The sequence below is a fragment of the Pseudoalteromonas sp. XMcav2-N genome (assembly GCF_024124545.1).
In the GTDB taxonomy this organism is placed as follows: Bacteria; Pseudomonadota; Gammaproteobacteria; order Enterobacterales; family Alteromonadaceae; genus Pseudoalteromonas.
Genome location: NZ_JAMXSF010000005.1, coordinates 185,656 through 207,404, shown reverse-complemented (window position 1 = coordinate 207,404; position 21,749 = coordinate 185,656). Strand labels below are relative to the sequence as shown.

Below are 21,749 nucleotides of genomic sequence, written 5' to 3'. Positions count from 1 at the left end.
AGCTGTATGCGGACATTATGCTCACATACAGCTTAATCTTTAATCTAGATGATTAAACGTCCAGAAGCAGACGCGTTGGATCTTCAAGAAGTTCCTTAATTGTAACCAGGAAGCCAACCGACTCTTTACCATCGATTTGACGGTGATCGTAAGACAGCGCCAGGTACATCATAGGCAAGATCTCAACCTTGCCATTGACTGCCATTGGACGCTCCTGGATTTTGTGCATGCCCAGGATTGAAGACTGTGGCAAGTTGATGATAGGCGTAGACAGTAGTGAACCAAATACACCACCGTTAGTGATAGTGAAGTTACCACCAGTCATGTCGTCAACAGTCAGCTTACCGTCACGACCTTTAAGTGCCAGCTCACGGATACCTTTTTCGATTTCAGCAACAGACAGCTTGTCACAGTCACGTAGTACAGGTGTTACCAGACCACGTGGTGTAGATACTGCGATGCTGATGTCGAAGTAGTTGTGGTAAACAATGTCATCGCCGTCGATAGACGCGTTTACTTCAGGGAAACGCTTCAGTGCTTCTGTAACCGCTTTCACGTAGAAAGACATGAAACCAAGACGGATACCGTGGCGCTCTTCGAATACATCTTTGTACTGCTTACGAAGGTCCATGATAGGCTTCATGTTTACTTCGTTGAAGGTTGTCAGCATTGCTGTTGAGTTCTTCGCTTCAAGCAGGCGGTTCGCGATTGTCTTACGCAGACGAGTCATAGGAACGCGCTTCTGAGTACGGTCGCCCATTGGTGCCGCAGGAGCTGCTGCCGCTGGCGCAGCTGCCGGTTTTGCCGCTGGTGCTTTAAGGAATGCATCAACATCTTCTTTAGTGATGCGACCACCTTTGCCAGTGCCTTTGATTTGTGAAGCATCAAGACCTTTTTCAGCAATCAGACGACGTACAGATGGCGTTAGCACGTCTGCATTGTCATCGCTTGCAGGTGCTGCGTCTGCCTGTGCAGCTGGCGCCGCTGCTGGTGCACCACCGGCAACCAGTTTACCAATTACTTGCTCACCCAGAACGGTTTCACCTTCTGCGTGCAGTTGCTCGCCCATTACACCGTCTTCAGGTGCAACAACTTCAAGCACAACTTTGTCTGTTTCAATGTCTACCAGGTTCTGGTCACGGCTTACCGCTTCACCTGGTTGTACATGCCAAGTTGCAACTGTAGCGTCTGCTACTGATTCAGGAAGTACAGGTACTTTAATGTCCACTTCTTTACCTTCTGCTGCTGGCGCCGCTGCTGGCGCTGCTGTTTGTTCATTTGATTGCGCTGGAGCGGCATCTGACGCGCCCAGCTGTGCGATAACTTGCTCACCAAGAACCGTTGCGCCCTCTTCTTCAGAGATAGCGACAATAACACCGTCTTCAGGTGCAACGACTTCTAAAACTACTTTGTCAGTTTCGATATCTACCAGGTTTTGGTCACGGCTTACTTTGTCACCAACGCTTACGTGCCATGTGGCCACTGTTGCATCGGCAACAGATTCAGGAAGAACAGGAACCTTAATTTCGGTCGTCATCTCTAATTCCTTATTTCTTAATAGTTAAAGCGTCAGCAATCAACGCATTTTGTTCTTTTGTATGGGTCGACATATAGCCACATGCAGGCGCTGCTGCAGCTTTACGACCGGCGTAAGTCAACTTCGCACCACTTGGGATAGCTTCCCAGAAATGGTGTTGTGAACAGTACCAGGCACCTTGGTTTTGAGGCTCTTCCTGACACCATACGAAGTCTTTAACGTGCTGGTAGCGAGCCATGATCTCGTCCATCTCTTTGTGCGGGAACGGATATAGCTGCTCCACACGAACGATAGCGACGTTATTCAGCTCTTGCTTGCGACGCTCCTGTAGCAATTCGTAGTACACTTTACCGCTACAGAACACAACGCGCTCGACGTTTTCAGGATTGATGTCGTCAATCTCGTCGATCATGTTGTGGAAAACACCTTCAGACAACTCTTCCAGGCTGGATACAGCCAGAGGATGACGAAGTAAAGATTTTGGTGTCATAACAATCAGTGGACGACGCAGAGGACGTACTGACTGACGACGTAACATAGCATAAACCTGTGCTGGCGTACTTGGTACACACACTTGCATGTTGTGGTCTGCACACAGTTGCAGGTAACGCTCAAGACGCGCTGAGCTGTGCTCTGGACCCTGACCTTCGTAGCCATGTGGCAGTAATAAAGTCAGACCACACAGACGGCCCCACTTTTGTTCACCTGAGCTCAGGAATTGGTCGAATACTACCTGGGCACCGTTAGCGAAGTCACCAAATTGTGCTTCCCACAGTACCAATGAAGTTGGCTCAGCAGTTGCGTAACCGTATTCGAACGCCAGTACTGCTTCTTCAGACAATACTGAGTCATATACTTCAAACAGACCCTGATCGTCACGAACGTTTTGCAACGGCAGGTAAGTTGAAGCATCAGCCTGGTTGTGAACAACCGCATGACGGTGGAAGAAAGTACCACGACCTGAATCCTGACCAGTCAGACGAATGTCTGTACCCTGATCTACCAAGGTTGCATAAGCAAGCGTTTCTGCCATACCCCAGTCAAGTAGCTTCTCGCCACTGGCCATGGTCTTACGGTCGTCGTAGATTTTCTTAACGCGCGACTGTGCTTTGTGATCAGCCGGGTAAGTCGAAATTTTTTCGCTTAACTCTTTCAGCTTTTCAACTGGAACACTTGCCTCGTAATCGGTATCCCAGTCGTGACCAACGTACTTAGACCAGTCTGAAGAGTGCTTGGTCTCAGGTTGAATTTCTTCAACCACGATCTGACCTTTATCCAGACCGTTACGGTAGTCATCTGCCAGCGTTTTCGCTTCATCAGCACTCAAAGCGCCTTCTGCGACCAATCTGTCAGCATAAATCTGACGTGGTACCGGGTGCTTCTTGATTTTCTGATACATCAGAGGCTGAGTTGCATTTGGCTCATCGGCTTCGTTGTGGCCATGACGACGGTAACAAACCAAGTCGATTACTACATCGCGCTTAAACTTGTTACGGAAATCAAGGGCAACTTGCGTCACGAACGCAACCGCTTCCGGGTCATCCGCGTTAACGTGGAAAATTGGCGCCTGAACCATCTTAGCGATGTCAGTACAGTACTCTGTTGAACGCGTGTCTTCCTGGTTTGAGGTCGTGAAACCAACCTGGTTGTTCACCACGATGCGGATTGAACCACCCACACCATAAGCACGCGTCTGAGACATGTTGAATGTCTCTTGTACTACGCCCTGGCCGGCGATGGCTGAGTCACCGTGAATAGTGATAGGAAGTGCTTTAGAACCGCTCTTACAGTTAAGACGGTCAAGACGTGCACGCACCGACCCCATAACCACAGGGTTAACGATCTCAAGGTGTGACGGGTTAAACGCCAGCGCCATGTGAACGTTGCCGCCCTGCGTTGCGAAGTCTGAAGAGTAACCCATGTGGTATTTTACGTCACCAGAGCCAGCTGATTCGCCGTATTTGCCCGCGAACTCGTCAAACAGTACTTGTGGGTTTTTACCCAGTACGTTGACCAATACGTTCAGACGACCACGGTGCGCCATACCAATGACCACTTCTTCCTGGCCACTTTCACCGGCACGATGTACCAGCTCTTTCAGCATAGGAACCAGTGCATCACCGCCTTCCAGTGAGAAACGTTTTGCGCCTGGGAATTTAGCACCTAAATATTTTTCCAGACCATCAGCAGCGGTCAGGCCTTTTAGAATGCGAAGCTTAGTTTCTTTGTTGAATTTAGGCTGTGCGAAGGTAGATTCGATGCGTTGCTGTAACCAACGTTTTTCTTCTGTTGAAGTAATGTGCATATACTCGGCACCAACAGAGCCACAGTAAGTGGTTTTCAGTGCGTTGTATAAGTCTTTTAACTTCATTGTCTCTTGGCCTGAAGCAAAAGAGCCAACGTTATATTCTTTTTCCAGGTCGGCATTATCTAAATCATGATAGGCCAGGTCGAGTTCGCGAACTCGATCACGCTGCCATAGACCCAAAGGATCCAGGTTTGCGTTTTGGTGACCTCTGAATCTGAATGCATTAATAAGCTGCAAAACACGAACCTGTTTTGCATCTGCCGCACCTTCTGCAGAAACGATTACTTCTCTGTGTTTGTTTTTAGCAAGGTCAGCAAACTGAGACTTGATCTCCGAATGCTTAACATCAACGTCAACGCCTTCTACCTTTGGCAGTTGATCAAACACTTCTCGCCATTCTTCTGGCACTGAAGCCGCATCATCAAGATACGCCTCATATAAATCTTCAACATATGCAACGTTGCCGCCGTATAAGTGCGAAGATTCCAGCCATGCCTTCATCACACCTTCGTGCATTTATTAGCCCTTTTTCTAGCGCAGAAACTTAAACGAAAACAAGATGGCATGCTGAGCATGCCATCTGTAGATTTAAATATGTATTAAACCGAACGATTTAACAACATAGATTTAATGTGTCCGATCGCCTTAGTAGGATTCAAGCCTTTCGGACAAACGCTTACACAGTTCATGATACTGTGACAGCGGAAGACGCTGAACGCGTCGTCAAGGTCAGCAAGACGCTCTTCTGTCGCAGTATCACGGCTGTCAGCCAGGAAACGATACGCGTGAAGAAGGCCCGCAGGACCGATAAATTTATCTGGGTTCCACCAGAACGACGGACATGACGTTGAACAACATGCACACAGAATACACTCGTACAGACCATCCAGTTTGTCACGCTCTTCAATGCTTTGAAGACGCTCTTCACCGCCGGTTGGCTTGTCGTTGATCAGGTAAGGTTTTACCTTCTCGTACTGAGTGTAGAACTGGCTCATGTCGATAACCAGGTCACGGATCACTGGCAGACCCGGTAATGGACGAACGATGATCTTGCCTTTGCCACCTTTTTGCAATGCAGATAAAGGAGTGATACAAGCCAGACCGTTCTTACCATTCATGTTTACACCGTCTGAACCACACACACCTTCACGGCATGAACGACGGAAAGACAGTGTTGGATCTTGTTCTTTCAACATTAACAGTGCATCTAGCACCATCATGTCACGACCTTCTTCAACCTCCAGCTTGTAATCTTGCATACGAGGTGCTGAATCTACGTCAGGGTTGTAACGATAAACAGATAATTCTAAAGTTGCCATCGCTTAGCTCCTAGTATGTACGTGCTTTCGGTGGGAATGCTTCACGAGTCTTAGGCGCAAAGTTTACTTCACGCTTAGTCATCGTGTCTGACTCTGGGTGATGCAGAGAGTGGCACAGCCAGTTCTCGTCGTCACGCTCAGGGAAGTCAAAGCGCGAGTGCGCACCACGGCTTTCTGTACGGAAGTTAGCTGCAACGGCTGTTGAATAAGCTGTTTCCATCAGGTTATCAAGCTCTAAGCACTCGATACGCTGGGTGTTGAACTCAGTAGACTTGTCGTCAAGACGCGCAAACTTAAGACGCTCACGGATCTCTTTAAGTTCTTTAAGACCATCTGCCATCGCATCACCTTCACGGAATACCGAGAAGTTAAGCTGCATACATTCTTGTAGATCTTTCTTGATCTGAACCGGATCTTCGCCTTTGCCTTTCTCTGAAGACTCCCAACGGTTGAAGCGTGCAAATGCCTGCTCAACGTCGTCAGAAGATGCATCACCTGTAGACTCGAAGCCTTGCAGGTAAGTACCCAGGAAGTTACCTGCCGCACGACCGAATACAACCAGGTCAAGCAGTGAGTTACCACCCAGACGGTTTGCACCGTGTACAGATACACACGCGATTTCACCAACCGCGAACAGACCTTCAATGATGCGCTCTTCGCCGTTTTCATTCACGTTTAGTACCTGACCATTAACGTTGGTCGGTACACCACCCATCATGTAGTGACAGGTTGGGATAACCGGGATTGGCTCTTTAGCCGGGTCAACGTGTGCGAATGTCTTTGACAAGTCACATACGCCAGGCAGACGCAGGTTAAGCATTTCTTCACCAAGGTGGTCAAGCTTAAGCTTAATGTGAGTACCCCAAGGGCCTTCACAACCACGGCCTTCACGGATTTCGGTCATCATTGCACGCGCAACAACGTCACGACCCGCAAGGTCTTTCGCGTTAGGCGCATAACGTTCCATGAAACGCTCGCCGTCTTTATTAAGAAGGTATCCACCTTCACCACGACAACCTTCAGTTACCAGCGTACCCGCACCCGCGATACCGGTTGGGTGGAACTGCCACATTTCCATGTCCTGCATAGAGATGCCAGCGCGAACCGCCATACCAACACCGTCACCAGTATTGATGTGTGCGTTAGTGGTTGATGCGTAGATACGACCTGCACCACCGGTTGCCAAAACAACCGCTTTAGACTTGAAGTAAACAACTTCGCCGCTTTCGATATCGATTGCAGTTACACCGACTACGTCGCCTTTGTCGTTTTTAACCAAATCAAGTGCGTACCACTCAGAGAAAACGTTTGTTTTGTTCTTAACGTTTTGCTGGTACAAGCAGTGTAGCAATGCGTGACCTGTACGGTCTGCCGCTGCTGCCGTACGTGCAGCCTGCTCACCACCAAAATTCTTAGACTGACCACCGAAAGGACGCTGATAAACACGGCCGTTCTCGAAACGAGAGAAAGGCAGACCCATGTTTTCAAGTTCAGTGATTGCCTCAGGACCCGTCTTGGTCATGTACTCGATGGCATCCTGGTCACCAATGTAATCAGAACCCTTTACCGTGTCGTACATGTGCCATTCCCAGTTGTCTTCGTGGGAGTTACCCAGCGCAACTGTGATACCACCCTGTGCAGATACCGTATGAGAACGTGTCGGGAATACTTTAGAGATCAATGCACAAGTTTTGCCTGACTCAGAAATCGCAAGCGCTGCACGCATGCCAGCACCACCGGCGCCAACTACAACAGCGTCAAATTCACGAACATTATATTTCACTTAAACACCCCACAATACAAACAGGCCAACAGCAACATACGCCAGTGCCATCAGATTAAGTACAAAGCCCAGCACAGAACGCATCGTTGAACACTTAACGTAGTCCGTCAGAACCTGCCACAAGCCAATGCGAGTGTGGACCATGATGCATACCAGTGTGATGAAAGTTGCCGCTTTAACAGCCAGGTTTGAGAATAAACCTGTCCAGGCTTCATAGCTGATTTCGGGCGTTAGCAGAAAATAGCCAACGATAAATACCGAATAAGCCAGGATGATTAGTGCAGTCGCGCGCAATGACACATAGTCTTGCACACCGTCGCGCTTCAGAGTTGCTTGATTTAAGACCATATCCACACTCCTGCCAGAATGGCTACGATTACCCACAGCGCCAATGCGATTTTTGCACTGGTGTTGCCCGATTCTAATTCTTCCCAGTGACCCATGTCTTGGATCATGTGACGTACGCCACCAATGATGTGGTAAGACAATACAGTCAGGGTGCCCCACGCAATGAATTTTGCAATAAAGCCAGTCATTAGCTCTTTAACAAATTCAAACCCTTCAGGAGAAGAAAGAGACTCAGACCACGCCCAAATGACAAAGGTCAATGCGAAGAATAACGCAACACCGGTGATACGGTGCAAAATCGACGCTTTTGCCGTAGGTGGCATAGATATAGTCGTAAGATCTAGATTTACAGGTCTTTGCTTTTTCACAGTTACTTGCCCATCTTGCTCACAAAGGAGCTCATCTACTTGTTTTTATAAAACCACTTGCGCTGGTTGCACAAATGGCACACTCTAGATATACCTGTTTAAACACTGAGCGGTTCACTTTGTGAAAATGCCAATGTAAAAATAGGTTTACCCACAGACGACACGGTATAAAACCGTAGATAGTATATAAGGCCGAGCGGCCTTTTACAATTCTTGTTTAGATTGAGACGCTTGCGAATTAGCCGATGGTATAATATTTAAACGGCGTAGAATATTTATCATACATTTCTGCATAATTCTCAGAAAAATTGACTTTCCACCCCTATTTTAAGTTAGAATGATCTGAATTTGCTTAACATTAGTATCACAACATAACAATCAGAATATTGTTATTTCATAGGAGATAAATAGATGGCAGATAAGAAAGCCACAGTCCATATCGATGGTCATGATCCGATCGAACTCCCGATCTACTCTGGCACTGCTGGCCAGGACGTAGTCGACGTCCGCACACTTGGCGCTCACGGCTTCTTCACATACGACCCTGGTTTTATGTCGACTGGCTCTTGCGAATCATCTATTACTTATATCGATGGTGCAAAGGGTGTACTACTACACCGTGGTTACCCAATCGAGCAATTAGCAGAGCAATCTAACTACATTGAGCTGTGCTACCTGCTTCTGAACGGTGAATTACCAGACGATGCGCAACTTGAAGAATTTGCAAAGAACATCACGCACAACACTATGCTGCATGAGAAAATTGCTTCGTTCTTCCAGGGCTTCCGCGTTGATTCTCACCCAATGGCGATGCTGTGTGGTGTGGTTGGTGCATTGTCTTCGTTCTATCACGACGACCTGGACATCTCAGACGCAGATCAGCGTATGCGTTGTGCAATCAAACTGGTTGCTAAACTGCCTACCATTGCTGCGATGGCGTACAAGTACAACACAGGCCAGCCGTTCGTTTACCCACGTAACGACCTGAGCTACGCAGAAAACTTCCTGCACATGATGTTCTCAGTCCCTGCTGAAGAGTACAAGGTTAACCCTGTACTGGCTAAAGCAATGGACCGTATCTTCATGCTACACGCAGACCATGAGCAAAACGCGTCTACTTCAACGGTACGTCTTGCTGGTTCTTCAGGCGCTAATCCTTATGCATGTATCGCAGCGGGTATCGCGTCACTATGGGGTCCTGCGCACGGTGGTGCAAACGAAGCGTGTCTGAACATGCTGGAAGAAATTGGTACTGTTGACCGTATCGACGAATACGTTGCAAAAGCAAAAGACAAGAACGACCCGTTCCGTCTGATGGGTTTTGGTCACCGCGTATACAAAAACTTCGATCCGCGTGCGACCGTAATGCGTCAAACTTGTCACGAAGTTCTGAAAGAGCTGAACATTCAGGATCCATTGCTTGACGTTGCAATGAAGCTTGAGCAGATCGCACTGGAAGACCCGTACTTCGTTGAGAAGAAGCTGTACCCGAATGTTGATTTCTACTCAGGTATCATCCTGAAGGCTATCGGTATTCCGACCAGCATGTTCACTGTGATTTTCGCTATGTCTCGTACTGTTGGCTGGATCTCACACTGGAACGAAATGCTGTCTCAGCCTGGCCACAAGATTGGTCGTCCACGTCAGTTGTACACTGGCTACACGGCACGTGACTACAAAAAAGAAGGTGACAGATAAGCATCGCTTAACTGACACTTTGAAAAGGGTTGCCATTGGCAGCCCTTTTTTGTGCCAGGTCTTCAGGCAGACTTGCAAGCCCATATAAATCCGGTAGAATCCGCCTGCTCAGGCGCAGTAGGAGACCCTTTTGAACGATAACCCTTGCATACAACTTCGGCGTGATTTCCCCATCTTTGAGGTCTCGGTTGACGACCAGCCTTTGTGTTATCTTGACTCCGCAGCCACCACCCAGAAACCCAATCAGGTGATCCAGGCTGTAAAGAATTTTTACCAGTCTCAGAACGCCAACGTACACCGAGGTTTACACACATTGAGTGAGCAGGCAACTACGGCCTATGAGGCTGTACGGGCCAAATTAGCGCAATTTCTTAATGTGCAAAGCCGGGAGATAGTCTGGACCAGTGGTGCTACCGCCTCTTTGAATTTAATTGCGTATGGCCTGAGCGACAGCTTAAAAAAAGATGATGTGATCTTGTTGTCTCCTTTGGAGCATCACGCCAATATCGTACCCTGGCAACTCGCGGCGCAGCGCACAGGTGCACGTATTGAGTTATTGCCCGTCGATGCACAAGGTATTCTCCAGCTTGAACAAGCTAAAGCGCTGATAGAAAAATTAAAACCCAAAGTAATGAGTATTTGCCATGCCTCGAATGCGCTGGGCAATATCAATGATGTGGCAGCGCTGATAGCGCGCAGTAAAAGCTCAGGCACGGTTACTGTGGTAGACGGCGCTCAATCTTTATTGCATTTGCGCCCGGATCTGCAGCAACTTGATTGCGATTTTTATGTGTTTTCTGCACATAAGGCACTAGGTCCAACCGGTTTGGGTGGCCTGTATGGTCGCTATGAGTTGCTCAATGCCCTGCCCGTTTATCAAAGCGGTGGCGAAATGATAGACACTGTCAGTTTTAGTGGCACCACCTTTCGCCCGGCGCCTGAAAAATTTGAGCCCGGCACACCTAATATTGCCGGTGTTATCGGCTTTGGCGCAGCCCTTGATTACCTGGCAGCACAAGATCATGACGCATTATTCCGGCATGAACAATCACTGTATCAAAGCCTGCTTCAGCAACTAAACGAAATTGACGGGATCCGGATTTGGGGCGATACCGCTAACAACGTCGGCACTGTCAGTTTTAGCTACAAAAACGAGCACCATTACGATCTGGCGACCTTACTCAATACCCATGGTATTGCTGCCAGAAGCGGCCACCACTGCACACAACCTTTGATGGCACATCTGGGCATTGAAGGCACCATTCGTGTCAGCCTGGCGTTTTACAACAACCAACAAGACATCCGTCGGTTTATTGTTGCACTGAAAGACACCATCAGTTTATTAGAAGAGTAATTATGGACTTATCACACATAGAGCACACCTTGGCGCAGCACGGCGCCTGGCAAGGCAAGTATCGCGAAATCATGCTTCTGGGCAAGGCACTTCCGGCTATGCCGGATGCGCTTAAAACGGATGCTGCGTTGGTGAAAGGTTGTGAAAGCAAAGTCTGGTTACATCTTGACCTGGATGAGCAACAGCAACGCCTGGTCATTATTGCAGATTCTGACACCCGCATTGTTAAAGGTTTACTGGCAATTATTCTTGCGTGTTATAACAACCAGTTACCGCAAGAAGCAGGTAAGCTTGATGCCTATGAGCTGTTTGATAAGCTGGGGCTGATCAAGCACCTGAGTCCGTCTCGCGGCAACGGGGTGCGCGCTATAGTAGAGCGTATTCATCAACAGCTCCAGGTGCTGCAATAGCACCTGAAATACTCACAGTGAATTAGCCCGTTTCGCGCGCGCGCTTATCCAGGTACTTACGAATAGCCTTTGCCGCAGCAAAAAAGCCAAAGCTGCCCGTCACCATAGTTGCAGAACCAAATCCGGTCGCACAGTCCATGTTCTTGCTGCCATCGGCCATTTGTTTGGCTTTACAGACACTACCGTCACCTGTTGGATAAACCAGTTGCTCGGTGGAATACACACAATCAACAGCAAACTTACGCTTCGGATTGGTGGTAAAGTTATACTGCTTACGCAGCAGGTATCGGACTTTTGCAAGCAAAGGGTCATGGGTGGTTTTGGCCACATCCCCATAACAGATCAGACTTGGATCTGTCTGACCACCCGCGCCGCCTGTGGTGATCACCGGAATTTTTTGCCGCTTACAGTGGGCTATCAACGCCGCTTTTTCTTTGACTGCATCAATACAGTCGATAACATAATCAAAACCCTGAATATGCTCTTTGATATTATCCAGGGTGATAAAGTCATCTATCACCTCAACCAGACAATCCGGATTGATTGACTGACAACGCGCCTGCATGGCTTCAACCTTAGGCTGGCCTATGGTCTCTGTTTTTGCATGCAGCTGGCGATTGACATTGGTGACGCAAATATCATCCAGATCGATCAGGGTAATTTTACCTATGCCAGTACGCGCCAGAGCCTCTGCCACCCAGCTACCCACGCCGCCAATGCCGATAACACAGAAACTGGCTTCGCCAAGCCAGGTTAACTCTGTATCTCCATACAAGCGGCCGATGCCACCAAATCTTAAAGATGTATCTTGCGTCATATTACCACTCTAACTCTCTGGGCTTTGCCCAGCTTTGCATTACTTCTGTGTCTGCCAGCTCAGCAAACCGTGCTCCGCCCTGAGGCAAAGCGTAAAATGTCATTCTTTCGTTGTCCCATTCAAAGCTCAAACAATATGCGTGCAGATAAACTCTGTCGGCTTCACTGCCACCATAGCTGACATCGCCGAGGATAGGCGCTGACAAGCTTTTTAGCGCAACCCGCAACTGGTGTGTTTTGCCGCTGTATGGCTTGAGTAAACAGGCTCTGAGACCCGGTGCTATGCTGGCACTGTAAAAGCGCGTAACAGCCGGGTTGTCTTGACTGGTTAACAGCTTATAAGTGCCGCGCCGGGATTTAGCCATGTCGCCTTTAACCCAGCCTTGCTTCTTTTTGGGTTTGCTATCGATGAGTGCCAGATAAAACTTATCTACAGCGCGACTGGTAAACAACTCAGTTAGCCTGGCTGCGGCTTGACTTGAGCGCGCCAGTACCAGCAAGCCGGACGTTACCTTATCGAGTCGGTGAACCGGGTAAAGCTGCTCACCCAACTGCTCAGCCAATAACGCAACAAAGCCGCTTTCGTGCTCACTGTGAAAACTCACCCCGGCGGGTTTATGTGCCACCACAAAGTCCGGGTGGCTGGCGATCACCTCAAAGGGCGCCATTGAGGTACTCTACGACGCGTTTTAAGTCTTCCGGTGTATCAACCCCGGCATAAACCGGACGACACGCCTTGGCAATTTTAATACGATAACCGTGGTATAGCACACGCAATTGCTCAAGCGATTCCTGCCCTTCCAGCGGAGAAACCGGTAGGGCCAGATAGGTTTTAATAAACCCGGCGCGATAGGCATAGATACCCACATGACGTTGAAAATGTGCCAGTGGAATTTTACTCTCATCGAGCTCCATCATGCTGTCACGCTGAAACGGGATGGAAGCGCGGGAAAAGTACAGCGCATTGTGATGGGCGTCCTGAACCACTTTAACGGCATTGGGATTCAGTACTTCCTGCACATCCGTCACATCAACGCTCAGCGTAGCCATCGGCGCTTCCTGAGCTTCATGCAGCAAGGTCGCCACCTGAGTGATGTTTTCCGGCGCCAGTAAGGGCTCATCGCCCTGCACATTAACCACTAAGGTATCGTCGGCCAGCCCCAGCTGATCAACCACCTCTGCAAGGCGCTCAGTCCCCGACTGATGATCTTCTCGGGTCATCAGTACGTTCTCTGTAAAGGCTTTAGCGCGCTCAAACACCTGAGTGTTGTCGGTCGCGATGTAAACGGCTTTGGCGCCAGACTTTTGCGCCTGCTCGAACACATGCTGGATCATGGGTTTACCACAAATGTCAGCAAGGGGTTTGCCTGGCAGACGGGTTGAAGCGTAACGCGCCGGAATAACGACTATGAATTCCACTTTTCGACCTCTTCAAGGGATAATTCGCGCGCTTCGTTTTCCAGTAGTACTGGAATGTCGTTTCTGACAGGGTAAGCCAGTTTCGCAGCCGTGCTGATCAGCTCCTGATTGTCTTTGTCAAATCTCAGTTTTCCTTTGCAAACCGGACAAGCAATAATCTCGAGTAATTTAGTGTCAAAGGCCATGGTTGACTATCCCTTTTTGTTTTAATAACGAATTCAGTTGTTGTATAAGCGCAGCACTGGGCTGGGCTTCTACTTTTAAATAATACCAATTTTCTTTGCCGAATGACTGGCATTTTACGGCGTCTTTTTCGGTCATAAAGACAGCCTGATCTTCGCACGTGGCAAAGTCGGCTGCGCTGTAGGCATGGTGATCGGCAAAATGCAGTGTAGCGGTCAGTTCAATGCCATCTGAGCGCAAGGACTGTTCAAATCGCTGCGGGTTACCAATGGCGCTTACGGCAACGCCCTGCCCGGCGGTTTGCGCAACCGCCTGATTGTCTTTCACGCTGAAATAGCCACTGCGAGCCAGCTCATAACCAACCCCGTCTGATTCTCCATTATAGACAACCAGATCTGTGTGCTTGAGACGCCCTGATGTTTCACGTAAAGGACCGGCCGGTAGCAGCAGACCGTTGCCAAAACGGCGTTGTGCATCAACAATACAAATCTCGATATCCCGGGCCAGCTGATAGTGCTGCAGGCCATCGTCACTGACGATAATATCCGGTTTGTCTTCACGCATCAGCATTTCAATGCTGGCCTGACGGTCGCCACCTATCATCACAGGACAACCCAGCCGCTTGTATATCAATAACGGCTCATCTCCCGCTTCTGCGGCGCTGCTGTTGTCCGTCACTCGGTATGGCAGACCAGGAGGCTTTGCACCATAGCCCCGGCTGATCACGGCTACTTTCAGGCCCAAAGACTCAAGGTATGGCACCAGCCACAACACGAACGGCGTTTTACCGTTGCCACCTATGCCAATGTTACCAACGATGATCACCGGTACGGGCGCTTTATAGACTCGCTTGAGGCCCAGCTTAAATAGCCCCCTTCGCAAAGAGCTCAATAGCCAAAATAAGCCTGACAAAGGCAGCAGTAAGATATTTAACAGCCCTAATGGCTGATACCAGCTGCGCTCTAAGCGATTCATGCCTGCTCACCGTATTGCATCTGGCATAACGCGGCATAAATGCCCTTTTGCTCAAGCAGTGCCTGGTGTTTACCCTGCTCAACAATACGACCCTGGTCGAGCACATAGATACAGTCTGACTGCTCAATGGTAGACAGGCGGTGTGCTATCACAATGGAGGTTTTATCTTTCATCAGGTTGTCGAGCGCTTGCTGGATCAACCGTTCCGACTCGGTATCCAGTGCCGAAGTTGCTTCATCGAGAATCAAAATGGGTGCGTTTTTAACAATCGCGCGGGCGATGGCAATGCGCTGACGCTGCCCGCCGGACAACATGACACCGTTTTCACCCACCATAGTATTCAAACCCTCAGGCAAGTCTTTAACAAACTCCCAGACATGGGCCTGCTTTGCTACCTGCTCCAGCTCTTCCTGAGAATAAGCGCGCTCCAGTCCATACATAATATTGTTGGCAATGGTGTCGTTAAACAGCACGACCTGTTGTGACACCAGTGCAAACTGCTTACGCAGCGAGGATAGTGTGTAGTCCTGAAGTTTCACCCCATCCAGGGTGATCTCTCCTTCATCCCAGTCGTAAAAACGCGGCAGCAGGTTCGATAAAGTCGATTTACCCGACCCACTGCGGCCCACCAGCGCGATACTTTGACCAGCCGGAATTTGTAATGATAAGGATTTAATGACGGCTTCATCTTTGCCCGGGTAACGGAATGTCACGCCTGAGACCGCGATCTCGCCTTTTACGCTATCTGCCTCAAGTTCGCCGGTATTCTTTTCCTGCTCTTTGTCCAGAATTTCAAAAATACTGGTCGCTGCAGCAATACCGCGCTGCAGATCACTGTTCACATTCGCCAGCTGCTTAAGCGGTCTGAGCATCATCATCATAGAGGTAGTCAGCGACACAAAGGTGCCCGATGAGATGGTATCTATCATTTCTGGCATCGCGATGATAGCCAGGATGAATGCCATGGCGCTGGCTGCAATAATTTGGATCACAGACACACTCAGTGCACGCGTTGCATCCATCTTTACACGTTGCTGGCGATTGCGGTTATTCACATCGGCAAAGTGAGTTATCTCTTTCTCCTGACCACCGAAACCATGGATCACTTTATGCCCGGCCAGCATCTGCTCTGAGCTACGGGTTACTTCACCCATGGCATCCTGAATATTCTTTGAAATTTTTCGAAAGCGCTTAGAGACCAGGTTCACTATCACGCCGACGATAGGAATCACAACTAAAAATATCAAAGACAATTGCCAGCTGGCGTTGAACATTACCACCAGCAAAAACAGTACAAAAGCGCCTTCGCGGATCATTACCTGCAAAGCACGGGTCACGGCCTGTTGCACTTGCTCAGTATCAAAGGTGATTTTTGAGATCATTTCGCCATTGGAGTGCTGATCGTGAAAGCTTACAGGTAAGAACAACATGTGTTCAAACAAAGACTGACGCAGCTTTCTTACCACCTGAGAGCCCACATAACTCAGACAATACGATGCCATGTAGTTGAAAATACCGCGCCCAATAACCAGCAACACCACCACGATGGGTGCCATTTTTAACACTTCGGCATTGCGCTCTGTCAGGCCATCGTCAATAAACGGCTGCATTAGCTGAACGAACAGCGCATCCATAGCGGCGTAACCGAGCATGCCAATGATGGCAAACAAGGCCGGCACTTTAAATTCGAAGGTGTAACTCAGAAGCCGCTTGTAGATCTGCTTGGCGGATTGTTGCATAGTGTCTCTCTGGTACGTCATAACCCGCGTATTGTAGCTGTACTGATGGCAAAACTGAATGCATTATCTTAAGAACCAAAAACTTTTCCTGTCGCGGGCGGTTTCCAGTTGAACTTCTGTCCCGGTAATTTTGAATCGAATCTGACCCGCAGTGGCGGTATCCAGCATCTGGCTGCCCGTCGATTGATAACGCGCCACCACCTCTTCGTGTGGCAAGCGCCATGGAGAGTGGTATCCTCGCGAGAACACCACCCATTTAGGTGCAACGGCAGAGACAAACGCCATACTTGATGATGTATTGCTGCCGTGGTGGGGAGCAATCAGTATCTCCGATGGCAGCTTTTCCCTTTGCAATGCCAACAGTGCCTTTTCTGCAACCTGCTCTATGTCTCCGGGTAGTAACAGCTCGGTCGTGCCATCACTTATCCTCACCACGCAGGAATTGTTATTGTCGCTGCTCATTGGCTCAACTGGCCACAGAGACTCGATACTCAGTTTGCCCATTTGCACCGTTTTGAGTGTGCACAGCGCCTTGCCATCTCCCTGGTGAAACTGTTCCAGGGAGCGGCCACCATCGTAACGGTATAAGTCAGCGAGCCCGCCGTTATGATCACTGTCGTCATGGCTGATCACGGTATGCACAAGGGTAATACGATGCGCCTGCAAATAAGGCTTAATCACATTTTCAAACAGCGAATAACGCGAAAAATAACTGGCGCCAAGGTCAATAAGCGCACCATTGCCCTGAGCAGTGACCAGTACAGCTGTGCCATGCCCAACATCAAAAACGTCTACCTGCCAGTCGGGTGGCCGTTCGGAGAAGTTTACCATCAGGGCGGCAGACACCGGAACCCAGGCAAATGGCCGGGTTAAGGTACTCATACACAGTAGTAACGCTAAGTAGCTCAGTATCACCAGCTCTGGTGCCATCGCGCCAGTATGCCACCAGTGGTAAGGAAAAGCGTTTAGCCACTGATAGGCCGAGTTAAGCATGGCATCTGGTAGAGCCAAAACGGCCCAGCCCGTGGTCATTACGCTGAGCAGATGTGTCAACAGCAGCGGAAAAATCACTACCGACAACAATGGAATCACCACCAGGTTGATCGGTATGCTGCTCATGCTAAAGCCATGGAAGGAATAAAGGGTAAGCGGCAACAGAGCCGCAAATAAGCCACATTGTAAATATAACAGCAGCTTAACTCGGGACAGGCGCTGTGATTCACGCACTACGTTACGAAACACCATAAAAATAGTGGCCACTGCAAAGAAAGAAAAATACAGCCCCAGATTGAGCACAGCAAAGGGATTAGCTAATAAGATCACCGCCAGGGCATAGATTAAGGTTCGTGCAGGACTCAGGCGCCGGGCAAACAAAAAGCAACATGCGCCAAGCAAGGCCATTAACCAGGCGCGCTGCGCTGACACCTGCATACCACTGAGCCAGACATACACCCCGCTTAAGAGCAGCGCAAAGGTAAAGTAGCCCAGCTGATAATTATGATGCTGAGCCAAACGCGACCACATTAAAGTCAGGGCAAGTTTGCACAGACCAAAGCTCAGCGCAAATACAATGGCCACATGCAGGCCGGAAATGGCCAGCAAATGACTGAGACCCAGCGATTGAAAGTAAGCTTTATCGGCTTGCGGTACCGCGCTTTTATCTCCCGTCAGTATCACATAGTAAAACCAGCTAAAATGCAATCCATCCAGCGCCTGTGACACCCAAGTGCGATAGGTCGTGTGCAAGCGTTCGCTATGTTCGTAACTTGCATCCTCCACTGACAGGCGGCCTTTGTAGAGTACCTGATTGCGAAAGGCATAAAGCTCAGCGTCAAATACCGAGAAGTTTTTTCGACTGCGAAACAGTTTAAGTGTCGCCATGCCTGCCAGTGTTGCGCCATGTAAGTCATTGGGCAACGCGCCACTTAGTGACACATTTGCGCGTACACGGCGATACCGGGGCACCTTATACTGGCCTATGCTTGCCAGCTCTAGCGTGACATAAGGGTTCGCGCCTGTACCAATGATTTTGCTCACAGTACCCACCACCTCAATGTTCTGCTCTAAGCCTTTTTCAGCAAGCGGTGGCGCATAAACCAGCCAATAGTGACAAACCGTCACAAAAATACCTAAAATAAAACCTGCCAAAACACTCGAAAAAGTCTTAAAATACCCGCAGAGAAAAAGGAGCACGCCTGAGCAGACAAACCACTGCCACTGACCCAGATAAAATACTGAGATCAGGCACCCGCTGATCAGGCCGCAGCAGATCAATATCGATGTAAATGGTTGCTTAACATGCCAAAGAAGACGATCCAACGGTTTCTACCCGATCACAATAAGATCAAACAGCAAAAATCGCTGAAAATATTCGGTAGTTTGTTACATGATGCAAATCTTTGGCATTTAAATCGCCGCTCGGCGCGTGGGGCCTTTTCCGTAGGCCTGTTCTTTGCGTTCATCCCTGTTCCTTTTCAAATGGTTCTTGCAGCCGCCCTGGCTATTCCTTTCAGAGTAAATCTGCCACTTTCTATTGCACTGGTGTGGATCACAAACCCCCTTACTATGCCTCCAATTTTTTATGCATCATATCAGGTGGGTGCGTTTGCACTGGGTCAGGAGGAGCAACCGTTTCATTTTGAAGCCAGCTGGAGTTGGCTGGTAGAGAGCCTGTCGACGATAGGCCCCGCTTTTATGCTCGGCTCGCTGATCTGCGCCTGCATGGCTGCGATTTTGGGCTTTTTCGTTATTGACTTCTTATGGCGTCGCTCTGTTAACAAAGCTTGGGCAGAACGTAATCAGCAATCGAGCTGACACACCACTCTATATTGGTTTAGCAGCCCTTGGGCTGCTTTTCCACCTTTCCCGAGCCGTCAGGCTGCTTTTCCAGCTAATCTTTACTTATCGAAGTAACTCACAAAACCCGCTAATGCATTGGTCACCGCCACGGATGCCAATATCAACCCCATTACACGGCTGATAACACTGGCCCCCGCATTACCAATAACCTTATGAACGCTACTTGCTATCAGCATCAATAACAAGGTCAGTAAAATTACCGCGAGCATCATAGCCACAGTCTGCATTTGCTCAAAAATATTAAACCGCGCATTTTCGGTTAACAGCACACACGCAAGCATAGCCCCTGGGCTTGCGATCGACGGGACTGCCAGCGGGAATATCGCGGTTTCACGGTGGTCTTTAATTAACCGGACCTCTTCTTCTGGTTTACTCTCACCAAAGATCATGGACAATGCAAATAAGAACAGCACAATGCCTCCGGCAATCTGAAACGCAGCCAGCGGGATCCCCATCGCAGTCAGTAGAATCTCACCCGCAACAGCAAAAAACACCAACAACGCTGCGGCTACCAGACTTGCAATCACGGCGATCTTGCGTTTCGCTGCAGCATCATAACCACGCGTGACCGCAATAAATACGGGGATCGTGCCTATGGGGTCGATAACCGCAAAAAAGAAGATAAAAGTGGCTACAAAATCAATCAAAGTCGTCCCTTGTTCGTAAGGATAAAAAGTGAGAAATTCGCTACTTTAGCAATGGATTAGTTAAAAGAATATGTAATTTTTCAATAATATTCAAAGAGCAAAAGGCATGCTCAGAAAAGAAGTAGATAAGCCAATACGCCAAACACTTGTGCGCCAGAAACTAAAAAGCGGCAGGTATGCGTGGCCTGCCGCTTGATTCAACACACTTTCTTCTTGCGAAGATAAAGGAACATAAGTATGCGAATTCTTTTGTATTGGTTTTAGGTCAAAAGCAAAAACAAACCGATACTTAAGTATTAATTTATCAGAGTCTGATCCCGCCGTCAATTTCTACAACACGACCGGTGAAGAAATCATTCTCGATAATATATTTTGCCGTGTGGGCAATCTCGCCAGCTTCACCCAAACGTCCAACGGGTTTCATCTTCAGCAGGCGTTCTTTGGCTTCAGGCTTCATTGCGTCAGTCATTTGTGTACGGATGACACCTGGCGCAATTGCGCCAACACGAATACCGTAGCGGCCGAGCTCTTTCGCCCAGGATGTAGTCATAGCAACGACGCCAGCTTTAGCTGCCGAGTAATTGGTCTGACCCATATTGCCCGCACGTGCCACGCTCGACATATTGATGATAACGCCCCCTTCCTGGCCTTCTACCATCTTAGTTGCCGCTTCACGACCACACAGGAATACCCCGGTCAGGTTAACGTCCAGTACCGACTGGAACTGCTGTAGTGACATTTTATCCGTCACTTCACCGTCTTTGGCTTTTAACAGCAAACCATCGCGTAAAATACCCGCATTGTTGACCAATACCGCAATGTTACCCAAGTCTGCCACTATGTCGCTGAATACCTGTTCAACATCGCTCTCCAGGCTCACATTCGCAACATAAGTTTTTACTTCAACATCCAGTGTTCTAAGCTCAGCGGCTGCGCTTTGCAGCTGCTCTTCCTGCATATCTACCAATGCCAGTTTGGCACCCATTTTGGCCATTTCCGTTGCCATCGCAAAGCCGAGGCCCTGCGCACCACCGGTGATCACCACCGTTTTGTTCTTTATATCCATGATATTTCAACCCTGCTTCTGTTACTGCTTTTGTGAATAGAGTTTAAAAATAGCACTAAAATCTTCACTGCCACTGCCCTGATTCTGCATCAGGTTGTAGAGATTTTTTGCCAGTGCCCCCATCGGCGTAGCCGAGTTTGTTTGCTGTGCCGCCTGCATCGCCAACCCTAAGTCTTTGGCCATCAAGTCAACCATAAAACCAGGTTTATACCCATTTGACGAAGGCACATTCTCTAGTACGTCCGGACATGGGTTGTATAATTCCAATGTCCAGTTGCGACCCGAGCTGTTGAGCATGATTTCACTCAATACTTTTGGATCAAGGCCGTGGTCAACGCCCATTTGCAGTGCTTCACTGGTGCCTGCCATGAGTATTGATAGCAGCATATTATTACAGATCTTAGCGACCTGGCCTGCACCCACCGCCCCGGCATGGAAAATATTCTTACCCATATCGTTCAGGACAGTCTGTGCTTTGTTAAAATCTGCGTCACTGCCACCCACGATAAAGGTTAAAGTACCTGCCGCAGCCCCGGCAACGCCGCCTGAAACGGGCGCATCTACAAACGCAATACCCGCGTCAGCCAGTGCATTACCAACAAACTGCGCTGATTCGGCATCGATTGTCGAGCAGTCAATCACCAGCGTCGACTTTTCAAGATAGTTGATTAACCCATCTTCGCCAGTATAAATCATACGAACGTGCTTGCTGGCTGGCAGCATGCTGACAACAAAATCGGCACCTGAACACACGTCAGACATTTTGTCTGCGGCATGACCACCCAGTGAAATAAGGTGATTCACTGCCTCTGCGCTTAGATCAAATACCGTCACCTGATGACCAGCTTTTACTAAATTGGCCGCCATCGGGCCACCCATGTTTCCTAAACCTATAAATCCAATCTTTGCCATGTGTTTAT

20 protein-coding genes are annotated in these 21,749 nt (G+C 48.9%); 4 read left to right on the top strand and 16 right to left on the bottom strand.

The genetic code is table 11. From position 1 onward, the window contains the following. Positions 1-52 precede the first annotated feature (52 nt). The 6 genes from odhB to sdhC form a co-directional block, all read right to left on the bottom strand. Positions 53-1,537, bottom strand: coding sequence for a 2-oxoglutarate dehydrogenase complex dihydrolipoyllysine-residue succinyltransferase (odhB, locus tag NH568_RS08920; protein WP_253046314.1), 1,485 nt, complete (start codon positions 1,535-1,537; stop codon positions 53-55). Between the two features lie 10 nt (positions 1,538-1,547). Then, positions 1,548-4,361, bottom strand: a complete 2,814-nt coding sequence (locus NH568_RS08915; protein WP_253046313.1) for a 2-oxoglutarate dehydrogenase E1 component — start codon at positions 4,359-4,361, stop codon at positions 1,548-1,550. An 83-nt stretch (positions 4,362-4,444) separates the two neighbouring features. Next, positions 4,445-5,164, bottom strand: coding sequence for a succinate dehydrogenase iron-sulfur subunit (locus NH568_RS08910; RefSeq protein WP_046003813.1), 720 nt, complete (start codon positions 5,162-5,164; stop codon positions 4,445-4,447). A gap of 10 nt (positions 5,165-5,174) precedes the next feature. Further along, positions 5,175-6,947, bottom strand: a complete 1,773-nt coding sequence (gene sdhA / locus NH568_RS08905) for a succinate dehydrogenase flavoprotein subunit (protein ID WP_010381483.1) — start codon at positions 6,945-6,947, stop codon at positions 5,175-5,177. Beyond that, complete coding sequence (gene sdhD, locus NH568_RS08900; protein ID WP_046003812.1) at positions 6,948-7,295, bottom strand: succinate dehydrogenase, hydrophobic membrane anchor protein; 348 nt, start codon at positions 7,293-7,295, stop codon at positions 6,948-6,950. It abuts the gene before it with no gap. Continuing rightward, positions 7,286-7,663 (bottom strand): succinate dehydrogenase, cytochrome b556 subunit, encoded by a 378-nt coding sequence (sdhC, locus tag NH568_RS08895; protein WP_082225568.1) that lies wholly within the window; start codon positions 7,661-7,663, stop codon positions 7,286-7,288. The genes sdhD and sdhC overlap by 10 nt, the downstream gene beginning before the upstream one ends. Before the next feature lie 411 nt (positions 7,664-8,074). On the opposite strand from sdhC, the gene NH568_RS08890 reads away from it, so the two are divergent. The 3 genes from NH568_RS08890 to NH568_RS08880 all read left to right on the top strand — a co-directional run bounded on the left by NH568_RS08890 (position 8,075) and on the right by NH568_RS08880 (position 11,125). Beyond that, positions 8,075-9,361 (top strand): citrate synthase, encoded by a 1,287-nt coding sequence (locus NH568_RS08890; protein WP_046003811.1) that lies wholly within the window; start codon positions 8,075-8,077, stop codon positions 9,359-9,361. A 130-nt stretch (positions 9,362-9,491) separates the two neighbouring features. Continuing rightward, entirely contained in the window at positions 9,492-10,715 is a 1,224-nt protein-coding gene (locus NH568_RS08885; RefSeq protein WP_253046312.1) for a cysteine desulfurase, read from the top strand. Positions 10,716-10,717: 2 nt separating this feature from the next. Beyond that, the gene (locus NH568_RS08880; protein WP_253046311.1) at positions 10,718-11,125 is read left to right on the top strand and encodes a SufE family protein; all 408 of its coding nucleotides are present in this window, start codon (positions 10,718-10,720) and stop codon (positions 11,123-11,125) included. 22 nt (positions 11,126-11,147) lie between these two features. On the opposite strand, the gene tcdA is transcribed toward NH568_RS08880, so the two are convergent. The 7 genes from tcdA to NH568_RS08845 all read right to left on the bottom strand — a co-directional run bounded on the left by tcdA (position 11,148) and on the right by NH568_RS08845 (position 18,531). Then, positions 11,148-11,942, bottom strand: a complete 795-nt coding sequence (tcdA, locus tag NH568_RS08875) for a tRNA cyclic N6-threonylcarbamoyladenosine(37) synthase TcdA (protein WP_253046310.1) — start codon at positions 11,940-11,942, stop codon at positions 11,148-11,150. Between the two features lies 1 nt (position 11,943). Beyond that, complete coding sequence (locus NH568_RS08870) at positions 11,944-12,609, bottom strand: TIGR01621 family pseudouridine synthase (protein ID WP_253046309.1); 666 nt, start codon at positions 12,607-12,609, stop codon at positions 11,944-11,946. Beyond that, positions 12,596-13,360, bottom strand: a complete 765-nt coding sequence (gene kdsB, locus NH568_RS08865) for a 3-deoxy-manno-octulosonate cytidylyltransferase (RefSeq protein ID WP_253046308.1) — start codon at positions 13,358-13,360, stop codon at positions 12,596-12,598. The genes NH568_RS08870 and kdsB overlap by 14 nt, the downstream gene beginning before the upstream one ends. After that, complete coding sequence (locus NH568_RS08860; protein ID WP_010381495.1) at positions 13,348-13,545, bottom strand: Trm112 family protein; 198 nt, start codon at positions 13,543-13,545, stop codon at positions 13,348-13,350. The genes kdsB and NH568_RS08860 overlap by 13 nt, the downstream gene beginning before the upstream one ends. Then, positions 13,535-14,518 (bottom strand): tetraacyldisaccharide 4'-kinase, encoded by a 984-nt coding sequence (gene lpxK, locus NH568_RS08855; protein ID WP_253046307.1) that lies wholly within the window; start codon positions 14,516-14,518, stop codon positions 13,535-13,537. Before lpxK ends, NH568_RS08860 begins: the two co-directional genes overlap by 11 nt. Beyond that, on the bottom strand, positions 14,515-16,257 hold the full coding sequence (gene msbA / locus NH568_RS08850) for a lipid A export permease/ATP-binding protein MsbA (protein ID WP_253046306.1): 1,743 nt from the start codon (positions 16,255-16,257) through the stop codon (positions 14,515-14,517). The genes lpxK and msbA overlap by 4 nt, the downstream gene beginning before the upstream one ends. Before the next feature lie 63 nt (positions 16,258-16,320). Beyond that, on the bottom strand, positions 16,321-18,531 hold the full coding sequence (locus tag NH568_RS08845) for a DNA internalization-related competence protein ComEC/Rec2 (RefSeq protein ID WP_349288002.1): 2,211 nt from the start codon (positions 18,529-18,531) through the stop codon (positions 16,321-16,323). Positions 18,532-18,555: 24 nt separating this feature from the next. Here NH568_RS08845 and NH568_RS08840 point away from each other — a divergent pair, with 24 nt between their 5' ends. Then, positions 18,556-19,071, top strand: coding sequence for a DUF2062 domain-containing protein (locus NH568_RS08840; RefSeq protein WP_054016879.1), 516 nt, complete (start codon positions 18,556-18,558; stop codon positions 19,069-19,071). 83 nt (positions 19,072-19,154) lie between these two features. Here the strand turns inward: NH568_RS08840 and NH568_RS08835 are convergent, their stop codons facing one another. The 3 genes from NH568_RS08835 to mmsB form a co-directional block, all read right to left on the bottom strand. Beyond that, positions 19,155-19,763, bottom strand: coding sequence for a MarC family protein (locus NH568_RS08835; RefSeq protein ID WP_253046304.1), 609 nt, complete (start codon positions 19,761-19,763; stop codon positions 19,155-19,157). A 304-nt stretch (positions 19,764-20,067) separates the two neighbouring features. Continuing rightward, positions 20,068-20,829, bottom strand: coding sequence for an SDR family oxidoreductase (locus NH568_RS08830; protein WP_253046303.1), 762 nt, complete (start codon positions 20,827-20,829; stop codon positions 20,068-20,070). 21 nt (positions 20,830-20,850) lie between these two features. Continuing rightward, positions 20,851-21,741: a 3-hydroxyisobutyrate dehydrogenase gene (gene mmsB, locus NH568_RS08825; protein WP_253046302.1), complete on the bottom strand. Its 891-nt coding sequence runs from the start codon at positions 21,739-21,741 to the stop codon at positions 20,851-20,853. Positions 21,742-21,749: the final 8 nt, after the last annotated feature.

Coding starts and splice junctions, on each gene's coding strand:
- NH568_RS08880 (WP_253046311.1), top strand. CDS start 10,718: ATGGACTTATCACACATAGAGCACACCTTGGCGCAGCACGGCGCCTGG.
- sdhD (WP_046003812.1), bottom strand. CDS start 7,295: ATGGTCTTAAATCAAGCAACTCTGAAGCGCGACGGTGTGCAAGACTAT.
- NH568_RS08890 (WP_046003811.1), top strand. CDS start 8,075: ATGGCAGATAAGAAAGCCACAGTCCATATCGATGGTCATGATCCGATC.
- tcdA (WP_253046310.1), bottom strand. CDS start 11,942: ATGACGCAAGATACATCTTTAAGATTTGGTGGCATCGGCCGCTTGTAT.
- NH568_RS08830 (WP_253046303.1), bottom strand. CDS start 20,829: ATGGATATAAAGAACAAAACGGTGGTGATCACCGGTGGTGCGCAGGGC.
- msbA (WP_253046306.1), bottom strand. CDS start 16,257: ATGCAACAATCCGCCAAGCAGATCTACAAGCGGCTTCTGAGTTACACC.
- NH568_RS08870 (WP_253046309.1), bottom strand. CDS start 12,609: ATGGCGCCCTTTGAGGTGATCGCCAGCCACCCGGACTTTGTGGTGGCA.
- NH568_RS08915 (WP_253046313.1), bottom strand. CDS start 4,361: ATGCACGAAGGTGTGATGAAGGCATGGCTGGAATCTTCGCACTTATAC.
- NH568_RS08840 (WP_054016879.1), top strand. CDS start 18,556: ATGCCAAAGAAGACGATCCAACGGTTTCTACCCGATCACAATAAGATC.
- lpxK (WP_253046307.1), bottom strand. CDS start 14,518: ATGAATCGCTTAGAGCGCAGCTGGTATCAGCCATTAGGGCTGTTAAAT.
- mmsB (WP_253046302.1), bottom strand. CDS start 21,741: ATGGCAAAGATTGGATTTATAGGTTTAGGAAACATGGGTGGCCCGATG.
- NH568_RS08860 (WP_010381495.1), bottom strand. CDS start 13,545: ATGGCCTTTGACACTAAATTACTCGAGATTATTGCTTGTCCGGTTTGC.
- NH568_RS08910 (WP_046003813.1), bottom strand. CDS start 5,164: ATGGCAACTTTAGAATTATCTGTTTATCGTTACAACCCTGACGTAGAT.
- odhB (WP_253046314.1), bottom strand. CDS start 1,537: ATGACGACCGAAATTAAGGTTCCTGTTCTTCCTGAATCTGTTGCCGAT.